General features: G+C 72.0%; 17 protein-coding genes. 13 read left to right on the forward strand and 4 right to left on the reverse strand.

The window, feature by feature from the left end; all coding sequences use genetic code 11:
* Nucleotides 1-21: 21 nt before the first annotated feature.
* The 10 genes from Pflav_RS10985 (at nucleotide 22) to Pflav_RS11025 (ending at nucleotide 8,123) form a co-directional block, all read left to right on the forward strand.
* On the forward strand, nucleotides 22-375 hold the full coding sequence (locus Pflav_RS10985) for a glyoxalase superfamily protein (protein WP_173035924.1): 354 nt from the start codon (nucleotides 22-24) through the stop codon (nucleotides 373-375).
* Between the two features lie 12 nt (nucleotides 376-387).
* Complete coding sequence (locus Pflav_RS10990; RefSeq protein WP_173035926.1) at nucleotides 388-729, forward strand: ArsR/SmtB family transcription factor; 342 nt, start codon at nucleotides 388-390, stop codon at nucleotides 727-729.
* Nucleotides 722-1,198, forward strand: a complete 477-nt coding sequence (locus tag Pflav_RS10995; RefSeq protein ID WP_173035928.1) for an SRPBCC family protein — start codon at nucleotides 722-724, stop codon at nucleotides 1,196-1,198. The genes Pflav_RS10990 and Pflav_RS10995 overlap by 8 nt, the downstream gene beginning before the upstream one ends.
* A 68-nt stretch (nucleotides 1,199-1,266) precedes the next feature.
* On the forward strand, nucleotides 1,267-1,596 hold the full coding sequence (locus Pflav_RS43495; protein ID WP_197938327.1) for a Gfo/Idh/MocA family protein: 330 nt from the start codon (nucleotides 1,267-1,269) through the stop codon (nucleotides 1,594-1,596).
* The gene (locus Pflav_RS11000) at nucleotides 1,551-2,342 is read left to right on the forward strand and encodes a Gfo/Idh/MocA family protein (protein ID WP_197938329.1); all 792 of its coding nucleotides are present in this window, start codon (nucleotides 1,551-1,553) and stop codon (nucleotides 2,340-2,342) included. Before Pflav_RS43495 ends, Pflav_RS11000 begins: the two co-directional genes overlap by 46 nt.
* Nucleotides 2,333-3,229 carry a DUF6807 domain-containing protein gene (locus Pflav_RS11005; RefSeq protein WP_173035930.1) on the forward strand — a complete coding sequence of 299 codons (897 nt, stop codon included), beginning with the start codon at nucleotides 2,333-2,335 and terminating at the stop codon, nucleotides 3,227-3,229. The genes Pflav_RS11000 and Pflav_RS11005 overlap by 10 nt, the downstream gene beginning before the upstream one ends.
* A complete protein-coding gene (locus Pflav_RS11010; protein ID WP_173035932.1) occupies nucleotides 3,226-3,939 on the forward strand; it encodes a cupin domain-containing protein in 714 nt (237 codons plus the stop codon). The genes Pflav_RS11005 and Pflav_RS11010 overlap by 4 nt, the downstream gene beginning before the upstream one ends.
* Before the next feature lie 56 nt (nucleotides 3,940-3,995).
* Nucleotides 3,996-4,469, forward strand: a complete 474-nt coding sequence (locus Pflav_RS11015) for a GNAT family N-acetyltransferase (RefSeq protein WP_173035934.1) — start codon at nucleotides 3,996-3,998, stop codon at nucleotides 4,467-4,469.
* Between the two features lie 202 nt (nucleotides 4,470-4,671).
* Entirely contained in the window at nucleotides 4,672-5,934 is a 1,263-nt protein-coding gene (locus Pflav_RS11020) for a pectate lyase (protein WP_173035936.1), read from the forward strand.
* 110 nt (nucleotides 5,935-6,044) lie between these two features.
* On the forward strand, nucleotides 6,045-8,123 hold the full coding sequence (locus tag Pflav_RS11025; RefSeq protein WP_173035938.1) for a cellulase family glycosylhydrolase: 2,079 nt from the start codon (nucleotides 6,045-6,047) through the stop codon (nucleotides 8,121-8,123).
* Between the two features lie 396 nt (nucleotides 8,124-8,519).
* On the opposite strand, the gene Pflav_RS11030 is transcribed toward Pflav_RS11025, so the two are convergent.
* Nucleotides 8,520-9,047, reverse strand: a complete 528-nt coding sequence (locus Pflav_RS11030; protein WP_173035940.1) for a hypothetical protein — start codon at nucleotides 9,045-9,047, stop codon at nucleotides 8,520-8,522.
* 189 nt (nucleotides 9,048-9,236) lie between these two features.
* Here Pflav_RS11030 and Pflav_RS11035 point away from each other — a divergent pair, with 189 nt between their 5' ends.
* Together Pflav_RS11035 and Pflav_RS11040 are read left to right on the forward strand one after the other, a co-directional pair.
* Nucleotides 9,237-10,475 (forward strand): SAM-dependent methyltransferase, encoded by a 1,239-nt coding sequence (locus Pflav_RS11035; RefSeq protein WP_232071245.1) that lies wholly within the window; start codon nucleotides 9,237-9,239, stop codon nucleotides 10,473-10,475.
* An 88-nt stretch (nucleotides 10,476-10,563) separates the two neighbouring features.
* Nucleotides 10,564-11,088, forward strand: coding sequence for a hypothetical protein (locus Pflav_RS11040; protein WP_173035942.1), 525 nt, complete (start codon nucleotides 10,564-10,566; stop codon nucleotides 11,086-11,088).
* Nucleotides 11,089-11,092: 4 nt separating this feature from the next.
* On the opposite strand, the gene Pflav_RS11045 is transcribed toward Pflav_RS11040, so the two are convergent.
* Nucleotides 11,093-11,410 (reverse strand): STAS domain-containing protein, encoded by a 318-nt coding sequence (locus Pflav_RS11045; RefSeq protein ID WP_173035944.1) that lies wholly within the window; start codon nucleotides 11,408-11,410, stop codon nucleotides 11,093-11,095.
* Nucleotides 11,407-15,129, reverse strand: a complete 3,723-nt coding sequence (locus Pflav_RS11050) for a SpoIIE family protein phosphatase (protein WP_232071247.1) — start codon at nucleotides 15,127-15,129, stop codon at nucleotides 11,407-11,409. The genes Pflav_RS11045 and Pflav_RS11050 overlap by 4 nt, the downstream gene beginning before the upstream one ends.
* Nucleotides 15,130-15,296: 167 nt before the next feature.
* Here Pflav_RS11050 and Pflav_RS11055 point away from each other — a divergent pair, with 167 nt between their 5' ends.
* Nucleotides 15,297-15,467: a hypothetical protein gene (locus Pflav_RS11055; RefSeq protein ID WP_173035948.1), complete on the forward strand. Its 171-nt coding sequence runs from the start codon at nucleotides 15,297-15,299 to the stop codon at nucleotides 15,465-15,467.
* Here Pflav_RS11055 and Pflav_RS11060 read toward each other — a convergent pair.
* A complete protein-coding gene (locus tag Pflav_RS11060; protein ID WP_173035950.1) occupies nucleotides 15,464-18,505 on the reverse strand; it encodes an alpha-mannosidase in 3,042 nt (1,013 codons plus the stop codon). The two genes, Pflav_RS11055 and Pflav_RS11060, sit on opposite strands and share 4 nt — an antisense overlap.

The following is an 18,505-nucleotide window of genomic DNA, read 5'->3' on the forward strand; positions in this document are numbered from 1 at the left end:
CTCCTACGTATTGTCTCCGGCATGACGATCGACAGCGTGCGGACGATGACCGTATTCGTTTCCGACCAGGACAAGGCCCGCGACTTCTACGTGGACGTGCTCGGCTTCGAGGTGAAGGCGGACCGGGCCTTCGGCGACAACCGGTGGCTGGAGGTGGGCCCGGCGGGCGGCACGTCGCTGGTCCTGCACCGGCCGTTCCCGGGTACGAGCGCGGGCGCCGCCCAGGGCACCGTGCTGGCCAGCTCGGACGTCGAGGCCGACGTGGCGCGGCTGCGAGGTGCCGGCGTGGCGGTCGAGGGCCCGACGGACATGCCGTGGGGCCGCCAGGCCACGTTCGCCGACCCGGACGGAAACGGGTACGTCCTCAACGGATGAGATGCTGGCGCCGTGCCCCGACGCGTCAAGGAAAGCCCGCTCGACCAGCTCTTCGGTGCGCTGGCCAACCCGACGCGCCGGGACATCCTCGACGCGCTGCTGGACGGCGACCGGAGCGCGGGCGACCTGGCCCGCCTCTTCGAGATGAGCCGGCCGAGCGTGTCGGAGCACCTGCGGGCACTGCGCGAGGCCGGGCTGGTGGAGGAGCGGGCGGTGGGCCGGCAGCGGATCTACCGGGTCACCGCCACGCCCCTCGCCGGCCTGGTCGACTGGCTGGGCCCGTACGAGCGCTTCTGGCGCGACCGCCTCGCGGCGCTCGGCGAGGTCGTCGACCGGATGGATCGCGATGAGTGACGAGTGGACGGTCCCCGAGGACCTGAAGGCGATCCGAGTGGACCAGTTCTACCCGCACCCACCGGCGAAGGTGTGGCGGGCACTGACCACACCGGACCTGATGGCGCAGTGGCTGATGCCGAACGACTTCCGCGCCGAGCCGGGACACCGCTTCACGTTCCAGGCCCGCCCGGTCGGCGCGACCCGCTTCTCCGGCGTGATCGCTTGCGAGGTCCTCGAGGTCACGCCGCCGCACCGGCTGCGGATCAGCTGGACGGACGCCGCCCGCCCGGACGCCAACCGCACCGAGGTGTCCTGGACCCTGACGGCCGAGGGCACCGGTACACGGGTGCTGCTCGAACACAGCGGCTTCGACCCCGACGACCCCACCCAGCAGCTCGCCCGTCGCATCATGGGCGGTGGCTGGCGCGGCCAGATCCTCCGCCGCCTCGCCGAGGTGCTCGACGGGCCGGGTGCGGGTATGACCTAGCCGACACACTTCCCGGAACCTGAGTTTTCGCTTGGCCGGCTCACGATTACCCACATAGGGTCAGGTGGATGGCGCAGCGCACGTACCGTATCGCGATCGTCGGCACCGGTGGCATAGCCGGCGCCCACGCGCGGGCGGTGCGGGACTCGGGCCGGGGCCGCCTCGTCGCGGCCGTCGACGTGGACGCCGACCGGGCCCGCGCGTTCGCCAAGGAGTGGGACGTGCCGCGGGTGTTCGCGAGCCTGGACGAGCTGCTCGGCGCGGAGGAGCTCGACCTCGCGCACATCTGCTCGCCCCCGGATCGCACGCGTCGCTGGCGGCGCGGTGCCTCGCGGCCGGCGTCACCGCGCTGGTGGAAAAGCCGCCGGTCGTCTCGCTCGACGAGCTCGACGAGCTGATCGAGGCCGAGCGCGGCTCGGGGGCGTATGTGACGACGGTGTTCCAGCATCGGTTCGGGCCCGGCGTCGCACGGCTGCGCCGGATGGCCGCGGCGGGCGAGCTGGGCCGGCCCCTCACCGCCACATGCCTCACCCAGTGGTACCGAGGCGACGCCTACTACGCCGTCCCCTGGCGCGGCTCCTGGGAGACCGAGGGTGGCGGGCCGACGATGGGGCACGGCATCCATCAGTTCGATCTGCTCCTCTCGACGCTCGGACCGTGGCGCGAGGTCACCGCCGTGGCGGCCCGCCTCGCCCGGCCGGTGAAGACGGAAGACGTGTCGATGGCGCTTGTCACGTTCGAGAGCGGCGCGGTCGCCACGGTCGTCAACTCCGTGCTCTCGCCCCGCCAGGTGACCGCGCTGCGCTTCGACTACGAGTACGCGAGTGTGGAGCTCGAGCACCTCTACAGCTACAGCGACGCGGACTGGCGGGTGACGCCGGCGCCCGGACACGAGGCGGTGGCGGCCCGCTGGGCGGCCGACCCGGTGCCCGGCGAGAGCGGCCACAGTGGACAGCTCGCGGCGGTGTACGACGCGCTCGACGCCGGCGAGCCACCGCCCGTCACGCTCGCCGACGCCCGCCCGACGGTGGAGTTCATCGCCGCGCTCTACGCCTCCGCCTTCACCGGCGAGCGGGTGCGCGGCGGAGCGGTACCAGCGCCGTTCGCGGCACGGATGGACGGGACGGGCGCCCCATGGGGCTGAAGGCACACCACGACACCGGCCGGTCGGTCACGGTCACGGCCGGCAACGTCGACCTCCTCACGTACGTGTACGCGCCGGACACCCCCACGCTCGAGTCGCCGAAGCCGTACCTGCACCCGGTACGGACGCTCGCCGGTGACGTGGTGACCGCGTTCCGCCCCGACGACCACGTGTGGCACAAGGGCATCGCGTGGTCGCTGCCGTACGTGGGGAAGCACAACTTCTGGGGCGGTCCGACCTATGTGGACGGCCAGTACGTACAGCTGGCCAACAACGGCAGCGCCACGCACCAGGAAATGACCGCGCTCACCACCGACGGCGACAAGTTGGCGGTCGCGCACCGGCTGGACTGGCGCACCGAGGCGGGGGAGCCGGTCTTCGACGAGCGGCGCAGCCTCGCCGTTACCGTGCTGGACGGGCGCGCCTGGGCGCTTGTCTTCGCCACCGAGATGGCGAACGTCTCCGGCTCCACACTGGACATCGGGTCGCCCACCACCAAGGGCCGGCCGAACGCCGGCTACGGCGGGCTCTTCTGGCGCGGCCCGCGCTCGTTCACCGGGGGTACCGTGCAGTCGCCGGAGCGCACCGGCGGCGGCAACGACCTGCGCGGTACCCGGGCCGAGTGGCTCGCCTACCGCAGCGACGGCGGGCGCGGCTCGACGATCGTGATGGTGGACGACCCGGCCAACCCTCGGCACCCGACACCGTGGTTCGCGCGCAGCGAGGAGTTCGCCTGCCTCTGCCCGGCCCCGTTCTTCCACGAGGAGGTCGCCGTGCCGCACGGCGAGACAGTCGGCTTCCGGTACGCGGTCGTGGTGGCCGCCGGTGACCACGGCGACGAGGGCACGCGGAAGCTCGCCGAGCGCGGCCGGAAGGTGCTGGCATGAACACGCCGGCCTTCCCGGGCGGTACCTCGGTCAGCCGGCTCTCCGTCTACAGCGGACAGTGCGCGGACGGCCTCGAGGGCGGTACCCCGCACGTGCACACCGCATCCACCGAGGGCTACGTGGTGATCGGCGGCCACGGCGCGCTACAGACCCTGTCCGGCGCCGGCTTCGCGGAGACGCCGCTGCGCGCCGGCACGACGGTGTGGTTCACGCCCGGCACGATCCACCGCGCGGTCAACCACGGTGGTCTGGAGGTCGTCGTGGTGATGTCGAACGCCGGTCTGCCGGAGGCCGGCGACGCGGTGATGACGTTCCCGGACGAGGTGCTGGCCGACCCTGAGGCGTACCGTGCCGCGGCGATCCTCCCGGACGAGGGTGTCGAGGCCGCCGTCGCGGTGCGGCGCGACCTCGCGGTCGAAGGCTTCCTGCGGATCGCGGACGCGCTGCGCGCCGGCGACCCGGAGCCGCTGGCGCGCTTCTACGCGAGCGCGGTCGCGCTGGTCCGCCCGGCGGTCGCCGGCTGGCGGCGGATCTGGGAGGAGACGGTCGCCCGCGAGGCCAGCCGCACCGCCGGCATGCTTGACGCCCTGGCGCGGGGCGACGCGGCCCACCTTGGCGACGCCGCGGTGCTCGAAGCGCCGAACGGCGCGCGGTGGGGGATGTGCGGCCGCCTCACCACGCACGACACGGCCCACCCCGAGGTCCGCTAGGCCGGCCCGGGGGCCCGCAGGCCGGCACCGCCGGCCCGACCAGGCAAGATGGGGTCGTGGAGAAGATCGAGATCAGGCGGGTCGGCTACCTCGACCCGGACGCGCAGGCGCTCGTCGAGGCCGCTCTGGCCGACCTGCGCGAGCGGTACGGGGACGGGGACGGCGACGGTACCCCGATCGACGCCGCCGACTTCGACCCGCCGCGCGGCGCGTTCTTCGTGGCCTATCTCGACGGCGAACCTGTCGCGTCCGGTGCCTGGCGCGGGCACGGCCCGGACGGCACGACCGCGGAGATCAAGCGGATGTACACCGCGCCGGCCGCCCGAGGGCGCGGCCTCGCGCGGGCGGTACTCGCCGAGGTGGAGCGCTCCGCCCACGAGCACGGGCGGCGCCGGGTGGTACTGGAGACCGGCATCCGCCAGCCCGAGGCGATCCAGCTCTACCTGACCTCGGGGTACGGCCGTATCGCCGACTTCGGCTTCTACCGGGACGCGCCGGACGTCCGCTCGTTCGGCAAGGAGCTCTCCTAACTCTGGGTCACGGCCCACCGATGGTGGCATAGCGGCGCGAGTAAGTAAAGACGTCAAACTATCTCTTGCATCGACGCTGGTAATGGGCGTATCTCTGTAGCAGATCGATTCTCTTCATTGTCTGCTGTTGTTCCGGAGCGTCTACCCGGGTGCCGCATCTGCCACGGCGCCTCGCTCACCGTGACCACAGAGGAGTCCCAGGATGATCCAACTGAGACGTACCGGCCGGCGCCGCCTGGCGCTCGTAGCCGGTGCGACCGCCCTCGTCGCCGCCGGTGCGATCACCACCGTCGGCATCACCTCGGCGTCGGCGGCGAACGTCAGCACAAGCGTGAACTACGTGTTCGTCAACCGGCACAGCGGCAAGGCGATGGACCTGTACAACTGGGCCACGAACGACGGTGCCCCGATCGTGCAGTTCACCCGCAACAACCTCGCCGTACAGCAGTGGCGCTTCGTCGACGCGGGGAGCGGCTACTACAAGATCAGGTCGGCGCACAGCGGCAAGGTCCTCGAGGTGCCGAACGCCACCGACGGCGCCCGCCTGGTCCAGATGACCGACAACAACAACACCCGCCAGCACTTCCGGCTCGCCGACTCGGACAGCGGCTACGTGCGGTTCATCAGCCGGCACAGCAACAAGGCCCTCGACCTGTGGGAGTGGTCCACAGTGGACGGTGCGCCGATCGCCCAGTTCACCGACCTGAACGGGTGGAACCAGCAGTGGCAGCTGATCAACGTGGGCGGCGGCAGCACGCCACCACCGACCACCGGGCCGCCGCCGTCGGGCAGCTGGCCGACCCCGACCGGGCAGGTCTCGGTGAACGGGACGATCAACGTCTCCGGCACGCTCGACGGCGGGATGCGGCGCTACTGCTGTATCGGTGACGGTGGGCAGGAAGAGGACCAGGACCCGATGTTCAGCCTGGCCTCCGGCGCCACCCTCCAGAACGTCATCATCGGCGCCCCGGCCGGCGACGGCGTGCACTGCGCCGGCCCGTGCACGCTGCGCAACGTGTGGTGGGAGGACGTGGGCGAGGACGCGGCCACGTTCCGGGGCAGCGGCTCGCCGAGCTTCCTGGTCGACGGCGGTGGCGCACGCAGCGCCAGCGACAAGGTCTTCCAGCACAACGGCCCGGGCACGCTGACCATCCAGAACTTCCAGGCGTCGAACTTCGGCACGTTCTACCGGTCGTGCGGCAACTGCTCCTCGCAGTACCAGCGCAACGTGGTGATCCGGAACGTGACGCTCACCCGGCCCGGCAACACGATCGCCGGCGTCAACGTCAACTACGGGGACACCGCGCGGTTCAGCGGGATCACCATCGTGAACGACTCGTCGCGCGCGATGGTCATCTGCCGCAAGTACAACGGGAACAACAGCGGTGACGAGCCGTCGCAGGTGGGCACCGGCGCGGACAGTACCAACTGCTTCTACGCCAGCTCGGACCTCACGTACCGGTAACGCTCGCATCGGTACTCACCGATTGACAAAGTTTGCCGACCCAACTTAATGTTCACGGCGCGCGCGGGTGGCGCCCGGCTCCCCGCGCCGCCGTGACCTGGAGGGCACCTATGAGGCGTACCCGTTGGCGGCTCGGACTCGCGGCGGCCACCGCCGGACTCGTCGCGGTGGCCGGCATCGTCGTGGCAACCAGCGCGCAGGCGGCGGCCGGCTGCCGTGTCGCGTACACGGCCGGCAGCCAGTGGCCCGGCGGCTTCACCGCGAACGTCGGCATCACCAACCTCGGCGACCCGGTCAACGGCTGGAGCCTGGTCTGGACGTTCCCGTCCGGACAGCGGGTGACCCAGGCGTGGAACGCGACCGTGACGTCCTCGGGTGCCCAGGTCACCGCGACGAACGTCGGCTACAACGGCGCGATCGCCACCAACGCGACCGTCTCGTTCGGGTTCAACGGCTCGTGGACGGGCACCAACACCGCGCCCACCTCGTTCACCCTCAATGGCGTCACCTGCACGGGAAGCGTGGGCGGCACCACACCGCCGCCCACGACCAGCGTGCCGCCCACCTCGCGGCCGCCGACCACGCCGCCGCCGGCGGGGAACGCGATGGCCGCCGTGGCCGCGATGCAGCCCGGCTGGAACCTGGGCAACTCGTTCGACGCGGTCGGCGCGGACGAGACCGCGTGGGGCAACCCTCGGGTCACCGAGGCGCTGCTGGACAACATCCGCGCGCAGGGCTTCAACAGCATCCGCATCCCGGTCACCTGGAGCAACCACCACGGCGGCGCGCCTAACTACACCATCGACGCGGCCTGGCTCGCCCGGGTCCGCGAGGTGGTCAACTGGGCCCTCGCCGACGGCTTCTACGTGATGATCAACCTGCACCACGACTCGTGGCAGTGGATCAACACGATGCCCACCGACCGCACGAACGTGCACAACCGGTACAACGCGCTGTGGACGCAGCTCGCCGCCGCGTTCCGGGACGCCTCACCTCGGCTGACCTTGGAGAGCGTGAACGAGCCGCAGTTCACCGGCAGCTCCGGCGACGCCCAGAACGCACAGCTGCTGAACGAGCTCCACACCTCGTTCCACCGCATCGTGCGCCAGTCCGGCGGCGGCAACGCGACCCGGCTGCTCGTGCTCCCCACGCTGCACACGTCGGCGGACCAGCCCAGGGTCGACGAGCTTTTGAACACGTTCAACACATTGAACGACCCGAATCTCATCGCGACCGTCCACTTCTACGGCTACTGGCCGTTCAGCGTGAACGTCGCCGGCGGCACCCGCTTCGACGCCACCGCGCAGCAGGACCTGGTCGGCCAGTTCGACCGCGTCTACAACGCCTTCGTGTCGCGGAACATCCCGGTCATCATCGGCGAGTACGGCCTGCTCGGCTTCGACCGGCACACCGGGACCATCGAGCAGGGCGAGAAGCTGAAGTTCTTCGAGTACCTCGGCTGGTACGCCCGCAGCCGGCGGCTCACCACCCAGCTGTGGGACAACGGCCAGCACTTCGGCCGCACGTCTTTCCAGTGGAGCGACCCGGAGCTGATCGCCCAGGTCAAGTCGAGCTGGACCACCCGCTCCGGCACCGCGTCGAGCGACCAGGTGTACGTGCCGCGTACCGGCTCGGTCACCAGCAAGAGCCTGACGCTCAACCTCAACGGCCTGTCGTTCCAGGGGCTGCGGCAGGGGAGCACCGACCTGGCCAGCGGTACCGACTACACGGTCTCCGGCAGCACGCTGACGCTCACCGCCGCCGCGGTCACCCGGCTCGTCGGCTCCCGGGCGTACGGCGTAAACGCGAACATCCAGGCCCGCTTCTCGGCCGGCGTGCCATGGCGGATCAGCATCATCACGTACGACCCGCCGGTGCTCGGCGCCGCGACCGGCCAGACCGGCGCGTTCAGCCTGCCGGCACAGTTCCGCGGCGACCAGCTAGCCACGATGGAGGCGAGGTACGCGGACGGCAGCAACGCCGGCCCGCACAACTGGACCTCCTTCAAGGAGTTCGACGTCGCGTTCGCGCCGAACTACAGCGCCAACACCATCACGCTGAAGCCCGAGTTCTTCGCCGAGGTCAACGACGGCCAGCGGGTGACGCTGACATTCCACTTCTGGAGCGGCACCACGCTCACGTACTACGTCACCAAGTCCGGCAGCAACGTCACCGGCACCTTGAGCTAAGGACCTTTGGGGCCGCGGTCATCAGGCCTGTCCACAATGGTGGCCGCGGCTCTTTACGAAAGAGACTTGAGCTACCGCGACGTCCGCGGTGGTCCAGACCGCCGCTCCCGCGGCCTCACCCTCCGCGCTTCACAACCCAACCTGCCCGGCTCCCAGCCGGCATCACGAAAGATCGTGGTATTTTAGCTGTCCTACAGCGACAGCCAAATACCACGATCTGTTGGATCGCCTCCGGCGCCGCCGCGACGGCTGGCCGTGGCGGAGGGTTTGGTTGTGGGACGCGGAGGGTGAGGCCGCGGGAGCAGCGGTCCGGACCACAACGGACGTCGCGGTAGCTCGAGTCTTTGTCCTGATTGGATCCGCGGACACCATTGTGGACAGCCGCGAGGCCGACCGTTATTCGAGGAGGCTGGGTGGGACGGGGGCGCCGAGGTGTTGGAGGAGCGCGGCGACCTTGCGGTCCAGCTCGACGCCGACCTCGGCGATGCGGCCGTCGCTGAACGAGGCGAAGGCCGCGCCCGGGCGTTCGATGGTGAATTTGGTGGGTCCGCCGTCGCGCTGTGAGATCACCGGGCGCAGCGGTGCGTACATCATCGCGGCCGGGTCGTACCGGTACATCCGCTCGGCGATGATGTGGTTGCCCATCAGGTACGCCGCGCACTCACCGGGGTCGCCGGCCAGGCTCATGAGTGGCCCGGGGTTGCTGGTCCAGTACCTGAGGAAGCCCTGCGGCGCCGAGCCGTCCACGAAGGTGGTCATCTCCGACCAGTCCGCCTTGCGGCCCACGAGCGCGTCCAGCGTCGCGTCGTCGATGGCGGGGACCGCCGTCTCGAACCGTCGCCTGAACTCGTCGAACGGCACGTCGACGGAGACCTCGAGCCGATGGGTCTGGTACGTGGTGTCGGAGATTGGACCGGTTGCCATCAGTGGCTGCTCCCGACGCGGTGAGGTGAGTGGCGCAAGACTATCGCCGCCCCGGCTGCCGCCGGGGCGCAACGCGAATCGCCGGGAGCGCTGCCAACGTGGCCGGTCCGGACCCGGTCGTAGCGGCCGACCTCCGGTCATCTCCCAGGCAGTACCTCTAGGATCCCTGCGGACTGGGAGGAGCAAGTGGTGGCTGAGACCTGGGTAACGGACGACGAGCTGCGCGAGGCGCATCAGCGGTACGCGGCCGGCATTCCCGGCTACGTCGCGCCGGCCGCGCACGGCGTGGCCCGCAAGGACGGCGACGACCTCACGTTCGGCCACATCAACCCACCCGGCGCCGCCCGCCCGCTGCCCTCGGTGGTCATGGCATCGGTCTGCGGGTACGTGTCGACGACCGGCGTCTTCCGCCTGGACCGTGAGCGGTTCGCCGAGGCTGTCGCGCGTCTCACACCGGCCGAGTCGGCGACCCACATCCCGCACCCCAACCTGTGGACCTGGCGCGAGCTGCTGGCCGGCGGCGACGCGGACAGCGAGTTCCTCGCCTTCTACCTGGCGGACGAGGACGACCCGGTCGTCGACGGCGACGACGCCCGCTTCCGCGAGCGCTTCCCGGCGCCGGCGGACCAGCCGTCCTGGGCGAAGGGCGTCGACCTCTCACGGCCCAGCCCGGCCCGGGTGTACGACTATCTGCTGGGCGGCGGGCACAACTTCGCGTCGGACCGGGCCTTGGCTGAGCAGTTGCTGGCGGTCGAGCCGGAGGCGCGGCGGTGGGCGGCGGCGAATCGCAGCTTCCTGGGCCGCGCTGTCGAGTACCTGCTGGACGCGGGCGTGCGGCAGTTCATCGACCTGGGCGCGGGCATCCCCACGGTGGGCAACGTGCACGACATCGCGCTCGGGGCGACCTCGGACGCGCGGGTGGTGTACGTGGACGTCGACCAGGTGGCGGTCACGCACAGCCGGCACCTCGTGGCCGACGTCGCGGACCGCGTGGGCGTGGTGCAGGCCGACATGCGGTCGCCGCACGCCGTTCTCGCCGATCCGGAGACCCAGCGCCTGATCGACTTCGACCGCCCGGTCGGCATCCTGATGGTCGCGGTCCTGCACTTCGTCTCGGACGCGGACGACCCGTGGGCGGCGCTGGCGGCGTACCGCGACGCGGTGCCGTCCGGCAGCGGCCTCGTCATCTCGCACATTAGCCATCCGGCGGAGATGACCGACGAGGTGAAGCAGAGCGTGCGCACCTACAGCTCCAGCGCCGCGCCGCTGACGCTCCGCTCGCAGCCCGAGGTGGAGGCATTGTTCGCCGGCTGGCAGCTCGCCGACCCCGGCGTGGCCCGGGTGTTGCGGTGGCGCGCCCCGGCGGCCGCGGACGCCGACAGCACGCCGGACATCCCCGGCCTGGTCGGCGTCGCCCTCAAGCCGTAGCCGCGCGCGTTGCTGTATCGCGCAACGAAGTTCGTCGACGAGGTTGCGCGCGACGGACAGGCATGGGCGGCTGTGCTTGGATCGGTGCGTGTCGTACGTAGCGTTACCGAAGCGCGCCCTCGTGGCGCTGATCGCCGTCGCGGTCGGGGTGCTGTCGTCCGGTCCGGCGATGGCCGCGGACCCGGTGTGGCACCGGGCGCGGTGCTTCTCCGGGGCCATCGACGCGGTCGAGGTGTCCGAGCGGGGGCAGGCGTTCCTGACGCTGCGGGGCCATCTCGACTGCTCAGTCCATAACAGGCAGGCCCGGTTCGGGTACGCCCGGTACGACGGCGACAGCGAGTCGGGGCAGCTGCGCGCGGCCGACCTGAGGCGGTACCGGCATGCGGCATGGGTGCCGTTCGAGGAGGGGCGGTACGTCGAGGACGGCCCGGTGTACTTCGCGATCTGCGTGGTCACCGACTACGACGTGGCGGTCGACTGCGTCGGGGTGCTCCGCGAGAGCGCGGCGGCGCCGCTCGAGGTGACGCCGTTGCCGAGGAAGGACGTCGCGTACAGCCGCGACATCCGGTACGGCCACGGCGGTGGCCGCCCGGCGTGCGGCGGCTGCTGGTAGCGGCTCAGCCTGGCGGAGCGGGGGGATCGCCGGTCGGTACACCGTGGACGGTGGCCAGCTCGGTGAGTCCGGAGATGGTCAGGACCGGGCCCAGCTGGGCGTTGGCGATCAGCGTGAGGCCGTCGGCGTGGGCGAACAGGACGGCGAGGCCGGCGCTGTCCAGGTAGTCGACGGCGGTCAGGTCGACGACCACGCGGTTCGGTACGCCTTCCAGGGCTATGGCGAGCGCGCCGGCGTTGCTCATGTCGATCTCGCCGGCGACGGTCAGGACGGTGGCGCCGTCCGGGCCCTGGCTGGCGCTGATGGCAAGCGGTGCGCTCATCCTGTGATCCTCGTGTCCATGTCGACGACGGTGCCGCCGGTGCCGGCGTCGATGGCGACCCGCCGCATCATCGCGCGCATCAGCTTCAGGCCGCGACCCCGGTAGGCGTCCGGCACCGGTGCCTTCCACCGGCCGCTGTCGGTGACGGTCAGGTGCAGCCGGTCGACATAGGCCTCGGCCCGTAGCCGGATCGGGCCGCCGGGTGCGTCGCGGTGGCCGTGCTCGATCGCGTTGGCGCACGCCTCGCCCACGGCGACGAGGACGTTCTGCGCGGTCGGCGCCGGCACGCCGCACAGGTCCAGCCACCGGCGCAGCGCCCCGCGGACGGGTGCCAGCTGGTCGGCGTCGGCCGGGAACGTCACGTCCAGGGGACCGGGGTGTCGGTACAGCAGCACGGCCACGTCGTCGTGGTACCCACCACCCGACGCGAGCTGCGCCATGAGGCCGGTGGCCAGCTCGTCGAGGCCGCGGTCGGCGCCGTCGAGGACCGAGCGCCCCGCCAGGTCGATGCCGTCGGTCAGCGGGCGCCGCCGCCGCTCGACCAGACCATCGGTGTACAGCAGCATGGTGGCCCGGGCCGGGACGACGTGCTCGGCCTGGCGGCGCACCCGGCCGGGCCGGACCGCCAGCGGCAGCGAGCGGCCGCCGTCCAGCAGATGCCGGGTGCCGTCGGCGTGGGCGAGGATGCCCGGCGGGTGTCCGGCGCTGGCGTAGGTCAGGTGCCCGGTCGCCGGGTCGAGGACCCCGCAGAAGACGGTGGTACAGGCGGCGCCCGGTACCCCCGCCGCGAAGTGGTCCATCGTCATGAGCGTGCGGGCCGGGCTGGGATCCTGGAGCAGCAGCGCCCGGCAGGCGCTGCGCAGCTGGCCCATGACCGCCGCCGCGGCGAGGCCGCGGCCGACGCAGTCGCCGACGACGATGCCGATCCGGCCGTCGGTGAGGGTGACGATGTCGTACCAGTCGCCGCCGACTTCGAGGGGGCGGGCGGCCGGCTCGTAGCGGGCGGCGAAACCGGGCGGGAGCAGGGACGGCCCGAGGATGGAACGTTGCAGCGCGATCGCGGTCTCGCGTTGCTGGCCGATCTGCTGGGCCCGCGCCAGGCCCTGGGCGAGGTGTCCGGCCAGCAGGGACAGCAGCAGCCGGTCGTCAGCGGTGAACGGGCGGCCCGGCCCGAGGTCGAGCCAGAGCGCCAGCGTCCCGTCCGGATGCTCCAGGGTGATGCCGGCCGCACTGCCCTCGACGGGTACGGCGGTCAGCGTCGGACCGTCCCGCAGCGCGGCCAGCGCGGTCCGCCGTTCGGTGGCAAGCTCGCCCCAGCCGGCGACCTCCGGTCCGCTCACCGTCACGGCCGGCTCCCCGCCGGCGGTGAAGACCGCCGCTGTCACCCGCTCGGCGTGCCACAGGCCGCGCAGCTCGTCCAGCGCGCCGGCCAGCGCCTCGTCGAGCGTGGCCGCCCCGGAGAGCCGTACGCTCAGCGCGGCCAGCGCCGTCTCCCGCTGGGTCGCGTGGTGGTTGCGCAGCCGCGCGAGCTGCACGTTCGCCCGGACCCGGGCCAGCAGCTCGGCGGCGGCGAAGGGCTTGACGAGGTAGTCGTCGGCGCCGGCCTGGAGGCCCTCGATGGAGGCCTCCTGCCCGGCCCGCGCGGAGAGCAGCAGGACCGGCACGGCCGCCGTGCGCGGGTCCGCGCGCAGCGCGCCGAGCAGCGACAGGCCGTCCCGGTTGGGCATCATCACGTCGCTGACCACCAGGTCCGGGGCGGACGCGCGGACCGCGTCGAGGGCCTGCTGGCCGTCGGCGACAGCGGCGACCTGGTAGCCGGCGCCGGAAAGCAGCCGGGTCAGGTACTCCCGCATGTCGGCGTTGTCGTCGGCGACCACGAGCGTCCCGGCGGCCGGCTCGACCACGCCGGGGTCGGGACCGGCGCGGCCGGGCAGCCAGCGCAGGGCCTCCTGCACGTACGGGCCGGCGGTGGCGGAGACCGCGGTGGCGCTGCTGGCGGGTACGACCGAGTCGGCCGGCAGGTGTGCGTAGCCGAACGGCAGGCGGATCACGAACCGGGTGCCGCGCCCCTCGACGCTGTCCGCGGTGATGGTGCCGCCGTGCAGGGCCACCAGCTCGCGGACCAGCGCCAGGCCGATGCCGCTGCCCTCGTTGGAGCGGGAGCGGCGGTTTTCGACCCGGTGGAACCGCTCGAACAGCCGCGGCAGCTGGTCGGCCGCGATGCCGATGCCGGTGTCGGCCACGGTCACCACCGCCTCGTCACCGACCGCCTGGACCGCGACACTGACCGAGCCCTCGAAGGTGAACTTGAGCGCGTTGCTGAGCAGGTTGAGGACGACCTTCTCCCACATGCCGAGGTCCGCGTACACCGGCTCGGCGAGGGGTGGGCAGTCGACCGTGAGGGCGAGCCCGGCCCGTTCCACCGCGGAACGGAACACGCTGGCCAGCTCGGCGGTGACCCCGGACAGGTCGACGGGCTCGTACCGCGCCCGCACCCGTCCGGCCTCGATACGCGAGAAGTCGAGCAGCGTGTTGACGAGCTTGCCCAGGCGCAGCCCGCTGCGGTGGATCGCGTCGAGCTCGTCACGCACCCCCTGGTCGGCGCCGGCCAGGCGGCCGCGCAGCTCCTCCACCGGTCCCATGATCAACGTGAGGGGGGTACGGAACTCGTGGCTGACGTTGGAGAAGAAGGCGGTCTTGGCGCGGTCGAGTTCGGCGAGCTCCTCGGCCCGCCGCTGCTGCGCCTGGTAGCTGCGGGCGCTCGATATCTCGGCGGCGACGTGCCCGGCGACAAGCTCGACGAACGAGCGGTAGCCCTCGTCCAGCGGCCGGTAGCGGTTGAGCGCCGCCACCAGGAAGCCGTTCGGCGCGCTGCCCTGCTGAAGCAACGGTACGACGAGGGCCTGCTCCGGCGGCTCGGCCCAGTCGCCGGCCGGCAGCCCGGTGAACGGCGCGCGATCCAGGTCGACCAGGACTGCCTCGCCCTTGCCCAGCGCGGTGCTCGGCCACACCCGGTCGGGGTCGTGCGGCGGCAGGACCGCTGGCGCGGCCGGGTGCTCCCGCGCGATACCCGTCGTGGCCGCCAGCCGGGCCGTGCCGTCCTCGAACAGGTACGTGAGCGTGAACGGCAGGTCGCGCCGGTTGCGTTCGAGCTGCCGGCCGGCGGAGGCCAGTATCTCCTGCTCGCCGCGGACGACGCCCGGGTCCGCGCCCAGGTCCCGCAGCGTTTCCAGGCGCCGCTCGCCGATGACCCGCTTCGTGTCCTCGCTGACTACGCAGAGCATGCCCACCGGTACGCCGTCGTCGTCGCGGAGCGGGCTGTAGGAGAACGTGTGGTAGGTCTCCTCCGGGTAGCCGGACCGCTCCAGGAACAGCAGCAGCGCCTCGTCCCAGGTGGCGCTGCCCGTGGTCAGGACCGACTCGATCCGCGGGCCGGCGTCGGTCCAGACCTCCGCCCACACTTCGCTCGCCGGCCGGCCCAGCGCCCAGGGGTACTTGCGGCCCAGCGTGTCCCGCCGGTACGCGGCGTTGCAGAAGAACGTCAGCTCCGGGCCCCACGCCATCCACATCGCGAAGCGCGACGACAGCAGGATGCTGACCGCGGTGTGGAGGCTCTGCGGCCAGGTGCCGGGTGGGCCCAGCGGGGTCGACGCCCAGTCGACAGCCGCGAGGTCCCGGCCGACCTCCTCGTCGGCGCCGAACACGCCGAGGCCAGCCACCGGCATCCTCCCCACACGGGCCCTGGTCCCAAGGCCCCCCGGCTTATTCTGCACCCTCGCCGCCGAGCCGGCCGGCTGAGAGCGGCGCATCTGATCAAGCGTCCACAGTGGTCAGGCGTTTGGGACGGGCTTCACGGGGGCACGGCGGCGCTGCGAGAATGCCGGTCATGGATGACACGGAGCGGGGCTCGGTGGACGAGCGCGCCGAGGCCACCATCGGCCGGCGGGCCTTTTTCGGCCGGGCGTTCATGGCGACCGGGGCCGCGGTGGGGCTGCTGACGCTCACCGCCTGCCCGGGCGGCGAGAGTGACGACGATGACGACGATGATGACGACTAGGTCGCGGTTCGTCCGGGTCTGAGCCGCAAGGTAACGATCTGGAACGGGCGCAGCGACAGCCGTACGGCGCCCCCGGCATCCAGCTCCAGGCCGGATCCGGGGGTCTGCCGCTCCAGGAGGTCGACCACCGCGGCGGTGACCAGCGGAAACCCGGTGCGCAGCACGGCCTCGGCCCGGCCGCCCAGTGACTCGTAGAGCCGTACGACCACGTCCCCGGAGCGGTCGTCGGCGAGCTTGACCGCCTCCACGACCACGGCCGCGCTGTCGCAGGACACCAGCGGCGGCGGGACCGCGGCGGACGCCGGCCCGTCGCCGGTCACCCGCAGCGGCAGGTTCAGCGCGTAGCCCTCGGCCACCGCGTCGGCCACCGTCGCGCCCGGCACGATGGCGTACGTGAAGCGGTGGTGCCCCTGGTCCGCGTGCGGGTCGGGGGAGCGGGGCGCGCGCACCAGGCTCAGCCGTACGGTGGTGGTCGTGCCGCCGCCCTCGCGGGTGTTCCGGCTGGCGTCGTGCCCGTACGTCGAGTCGGTGACCAGCGCGACGCCGTAGCCGGGCTCGCCGGCGTGTACCCACCGGTGTGCCCACACCTCGAACCGGGCCGCCTCCCAGCCGGTGTTGGTGTGCGTGGGCCGGTACACGTGCCCGAACTGGATCTCCGACGCGACCCGGTCCGCGTGTACGTCCAGCGGAAACGCGGCCTTGAGGATCTTCTCGGTCTCGTGCCAGTCGACCTCGGTGAGGACGTCGACGCGGCGGCTCCCGGCCCGTACCTGGATTGTCTGCGACACCCGCGAGGAGCCGAAGCTCCGCTCGACCCGGATCTCACCCACCAGCGGCCCGGCGGAGACGACGGTGATCGCGTCGGCGGCGGTGAGGTCCACCCGCTGCCGCCGGTAGTGCTCGTCGATGTCCCACGCGTCCCACTTGTTCGGCAGGTCGGCGTGGAGTTGTAGCAGGTTGCCGCGGGTGCCGGGTGCGAGCGCCTCCCGGCCCGTGGCCAGGTCGCGTACCGACGTGAACAGGCCGTCGTCGTCGATCTCGACCCGGACGAGGCCGTTGTCCAGGCCGCGCGGCGTGACCGTCACCGGGGCGGGCGGCTCCGCCGGCGTCAGCGGCGCGGCGCCCAGCGCGGGCACCGCCACGAAGGCGTCCCCGACCACCTCGGCGCGCGCGTGCGGTGCGGCGTTGAAGACCGTCGCAGTCGCGCCCAGTGCCGCGATCGAACCGTCGACAATGGACTCCAGCTCGGCGATGACCCGCGCGTACGTCCGCTCGGCCTCGTGGTGCACCCAGGCGATCGAGCTGCCCGGCAGGATGTCGTGGAACTGGTGCAGCAGCACGATCTTCCACAACCGGTCCAGGTCGTCGTACGGGTAGGGACGTCCGGTGTGGACGGTCGCGGTCGCGGCCCACAGCTCGGCCTCGCGCAGCAGGTGCTCGCAGCGCCGGTTGCCGGCCTTCATGTGCGCCTGCGTGGTGTACGTGGCGCGGTGCAGCTCCAGGTACAGCTCGCCGGACCAGACCGGGGCGTCCGGGTACTCCGCCTCGGCGGCGCGGAAGAAGTCGGACGGCCGCTCGACGACCACCTTCGGCGAGCCTTCGAGGTCACGCAGGCGCCGGGCGCGCTCCATCATCTCCCGGGTCGGGCCGCCACCGCCGTCGCCGTACCCGAACGGGACCAGCGACCGGGTGCCGCGCCCCTTCTCCGCGTAGTTGGCGACCGCGTGGGCCAGCTCCTTGCCCGAGAACTCCGCGACGTACGTGTCGATCGGCGGGAAGTGGGTGAACACGCGCGTCCCGTCGATCCCCTCCCACCAGAACGTGTGGTGCGGCAGCTGGTTGGTCTGGTTCCAGGACAGCTTCTGGGTCAGGAACCAGCGCATCCCGGCCAGCCGGGCGATCTGCGGGAACGCGGCCGTGTAGCCGAACGAGTCGGGCAGCCACACCTCCTCGCACTCCACGCCGAACTCGTCGAGGAAGAACCGCTTGCCGTGTACCAGCTGCCGGGCGAGCGCCTCGCCGCCGGGCAGGTTGGCGTCCGACTCCACCCACATCCCGCCGACCGGCACCCACTGTCCACTCTCGACAGCGGCGGCGATCCGGGCGTAGACCTCCGGCTGGTGCTCCTTCACCCACGCGTACTGCTGGGCCTGGGACGCGGCGAAGACGAACTCCGGGTACTCGGCGGCGAGCGCGGTGACGCTGGCGAACGTACGCGACGACTTGCGGATCGTCTCCCGCAGCGGCCACAGCCAGGCGCTGTCGATGTGCGAGTGGCCGGTGGCGGAGAGGATGTGCGCGCTGCGGTGGGCCGGGCGGGACAGGGCGTCGGACAACTCCTTGCGGGCCCGGACCGCGGTACCGGCGACGTCCCGCAGGTCGAGCACGTCGATCGCGCGTTCGAGGGCGCGCAGGATCTCGTGGCGGCGTGGCTCACCCGTCGACAGTTCGAGCATCAGCTCGCCGAGCACCTCGATGTCGAGCGTGAGGTGCCACACCTCCTCGTCGAGGACGGCGAGGTCCGCGCGGAGCAGCCGGTAGAGCGGCGCGTCGCCGGCCGTGGCCAGGTCGCCGAGCGGCGTGGGCAGGAAGCCGTTGGCGAGGATGTCCGGGTTGGCGGCGGCCTCGACGAGCAGCTGCACCTCGCCCTCGGAGGGGACAGGTACGTACTGGTTGCGCGGCGCGACGCCTTTCAGCGGGTGTCCACTGTGGTCGTACACGAGCGCCTCGGCCTGGTTTCCCGGCCAGCCGGGCCCGAATCCGAGGTCGAAGACCGCCTCCACCCGCCGGCCCGCCCACGCCGGCGGCACCGTTCCGTGTACCCGGAACCAGGTGGTGGACCACGGCGGACCCCAGGCGTCGCCGACCGTGAAGGGTGTGTAGCCGGCGGCGAGCGCGTCCGCGACCGGCACCGGCTCGCCCGGGACCGGCCACGCCTCGACCCGCAGCGGTACGGCGGCGGCATACCGCGCGGGCTGGATCCGCTCGCGCAACGCGCGGGCGATGCGTTCCTCGACGATCCTTCGGTTGTCGTGCAC

The organism is Phytohabitans flavus (assembly GCF_011764545.1).
In the GTDB taxonomy this organism is placed as follows: domain Bacteria; phylum Actinomycetota; class Actinomycetes; order Mycobacteriales; family Micromonosporaceae; genus Phytohabitans; species Phytohabitans flavus.